At 64.4% G+C, this 2945-nt stretch carries 2 protein-coding genes and 1 pseudogene; 1 reads left to right on the top strand and 2 read right to left on the bottom strand.

Annotated features, from left to right (window positions below):
* Positions 1-247, top strand: a pseudogene (locus tag JHD62_RS21215) (hypothetical protein); the annotation flags it as partial.
* 70 nt (positions 248-317) lie between these two features.
* Here the strand turns inward: JHD62_RS21215 and JHD62_RS21210 are convergent.
* Positions 318-1757, bottom strand: a complete 1440-nt coding sequence (locus JHD62_RS21210; protein WP_199104549.1) for an efflux transporter outer membrane subunit — start codon at positions 1755-1757, stop codon at positions 318-320.
* Positions 1758-1760: 3 nt separating this feature from the next.
* Complete coding sequence (locus JHD62_RS21205; RefSeq protein WP_199104548.1) at positions 1761-2930, bottom strand: efflux RND transporter periplasmic adaptor subunit; 1170 nt, start codon at positions 2928-2930, stop codon at positions 1761-1763.
* Positions 2931-2945 lie beyond the last annotated feature (15 nt).

The raw sequence follows: 2945 nt of genomic DNA, 5'->3' as shown, positions 1-2945 counted from the left end.
GGCTGGACGTCTGTTGCGCTGGGAGGATGACGAATCGCCGTTTGGCGATGAATGGACCTACAGCCTGCGACTGGATGCCCTGAGCACCGATGAAGGCCTGCTGCGCCGTGTGGTGTTGCAGCCGGTGCTGGCGCTGCTGGAAGGTGCCGCGGCCACAACGGCCTTGCCGGACGATTTGCCGGGCCTGGTCCGCTATATGGATGTCCCGGCCGAGGACGGCCTGCAGGACTTGCGCGTGACCGCCTGAAGCTGCGCCGGCGCTGACACAAGAAAAACCCCGCCTGGATGAGCGGGGTTTTTTCATGGCCATGGCCGTTCTAGTTCAGGCTACTTGCCTGCCAGCTGCCACCCAGCGCCTTGATCAGGTTCACACTCCACACAAACTGGCTGCCATGCAGCTGGGCTTGCAGGCGTTGTGCGCCAAGCAGGCTTTGCTGGTTGATGGCCAGCGTCAGGGCGCTATCCAGTCCTTCACGGTAGCGCAGCAGGGAAATGTCGTAGGCGTGCTGCTGGCTCCCCACCGCAGCCGCCTGCTGGCTGCTGGCCTGATCCAGCCCTTGCAGGGTGGATAGCGCGTCCTGTGTTTCCTGGATGGCTTGCAAGACTGTCTGGCGATAACTGCTGGCAGCAGCCTGATAACCGGCCTCGGCGTAATCCACCCCGGCGCGGGTCTTGCCATTGTCAAACAAGGTCTGGCCTGCTTGCAGGCCCAGCGACCATACCAGGGCCGGTGCGGAAACCAGCCGCGCCAGCTGGGCGGATTCATAACCGATATAGCTGGGCGACAGCGTGAGCTGCGGGAACCAGGCGGCCTTGGCCACGCCGATTTGTGCATTGGCGGCGGCCATCGCGCGTTCGGCGGCGGCAATGTCCGGGCGGCGTTGCAGCAGATCAGCCGGAACGCCCGCTGGAATGACGGGCAGGCGGGCCGGCAGGTTGTCTGCACCCAGCTGGAAACTGCTGGCCGGATGGCCGCTGAGGGTAGCCAGCAAGTCCTGCTGCTGCTGGCGCTGGTTGCCCAGCAGGCTTAGCTGGGCCTGCGCTGCTTGCAGGCTGGCTTGCTGGGTGGCCAGTGCACCGGCAGCATCCAGCCCTTCGCGATGGCGGATTGCAGTCAGTTGCAGCACTTTTTGCTGCAGGCTGATGGATTGCCGCAGCAGGGCGCTTTCCTCATCCAGCTGGCGCAGCTGGAAATAGGCCGTGGCCAGTTGCGCACTCAGCAACAGGCGCACGTTCTCGCTGTCAGCCTGGCTTTGCGCGGCGCTGGCGCGGGCGCTTTCCACATCACGGCGTACCCGGCCCAGCCAGTCGAATTCGTAGCTGACACTCAAGGTGGGTTTGTAATCGTTCTGGATGGTGCTGCTGTTGGTGGACTGATAGTTGGTGAGCGGACGCTCGGCGGAAATGCGTGTGCGGCTGACGCTGGCTCCGGCACTGACGCTGGGCAGGGTGGCCGCCGCGTGGATGCCCGCCTGGGCCTGGGCCTGTTGCAGGCGGGCCAGCGCCTGTTTCAGGCTGGCATTGCTGGCCATGCAGTCGGCTTCCAGCCGGTTGAGCGTGGCATCGCCAAACTGTTGCCACCAGGGCTGTTTGGCTTGCTGGTCGGCTGGCTGGGCTGCTTGCCACTGCCCGCTGCCTTGCCAGCCGGTGGGCATGTCACTGATGGCCGGGGTGCGGTAGTCCGGCCCGATGGCCGCGCAGCCGGCCAGCGTCAGCAGCAAGGTGACGCCAGCCAGCGGGGTAAGGAAGGCGCGCATGGCTCAATCACCCTTGTCGCTGGCGACAATCGCCACGCTCTGACCGTTGTGGATGGCATCGGACGGATTGAGGATGATGCGCTCCTTGCCGCTCAGCCCGGCCTTGATGGCAATGTCCTTGCCATAGTCTGTCCCCAGTGCCACTTTTTGCAGTCTTACCTTGTTGTGTTCGTCCACCACGGCCACCTGGCTGCCCTCGGGGCCGAATATCAGGGTATTAGTGGGCAGGGTCAGCCCGGCTGGGCTGCTCATCCTGAAACTGGCTTCCACATATTGGCCCGGCAGCAACTGGTGTGTGGCATTGGGCAGAACTACCTCGACTTGCAGGGTGCGGCTGGCCGGGTCGATGGCACCGGCGGTGCGGGCCACCTTGCCTGCCAGCGGCTTGCCGCCCTCGGTCAGCGTGATGTCCACCGGGTCGCCCACCTTGACCTGGTTGGCACGGTCCTGTGGCAGGTAGACATACAAATGCAGCTGGTCCACCTGCGCCACGCTGAACAGCGACTGGCCGCTGCCGCCATTGCCGGCATTGACCAAACTGCCGTTGTCGATATTGCGTTTGGTGATGATGCCGTCAAACGGTGCCACGATGCGGCCGAAGTCCTGCTGGTCGCGCAGCCGTTGCAGCGTGGCCTGGCTTTGCTGGTAGGCGGCGGTTTTTTCGTCCAGCTCCTGCTGTGAAACCGCATCCTGCGCGCGCAAGCGGCTCCAGCGCTGATAGGCGCTACTGGCCAGTGCATGGCTGGCGGCGGCTTCCTCTACTTGCTTGGCGATGTCCGGCGTGTCCAGTACCGCCAGCAGCTCGCCCTTTTTCACCGGCTGGCCGATGTCCTTGAACCATTGTCTGACGTAACCGCTGCCGCGCGCATACACCAGTGCCTCGCGCATGCCTTGTAGCGTGGCCGGCAGGGTCAGCCGGTTGTCGTGGCGATTGTTCTGCGCCTGCACCACCCGTACCTGCTGGATGGCACTCTGGCTGGCTTGTTTGGCCAGCGTATCGGCATTGGCCTGTCTGGCCAGCAAGGTACGGCCCAGCCCGGCCAGTAACAGCAGCAAGATGATGATGGTGACGGTGCGGGCGCGGCGCGCCACCTTGTCGCGGCCGTCAAGGCCGGGAAGAGTGTCATGGTGGAATGCCGGTACGCCCTGATTGGCATGGCGCTGATCTGTCATGGTGGTGTCCTAGGC

The organism is Aquitalea sp. ASV11 (assembly GCF_016429185.1).
GTDB classification, from domain to species: domain Bacteria; phylum Pseudomonadota; class Gammaproteobacteria; order Burkholderiales; family Chromobacteriaceae; genus Aquitalea; species Aquitalea pelogenes.
This window is presented reverse-complemented; position numbering and strand designations above follow the sequence as displayed.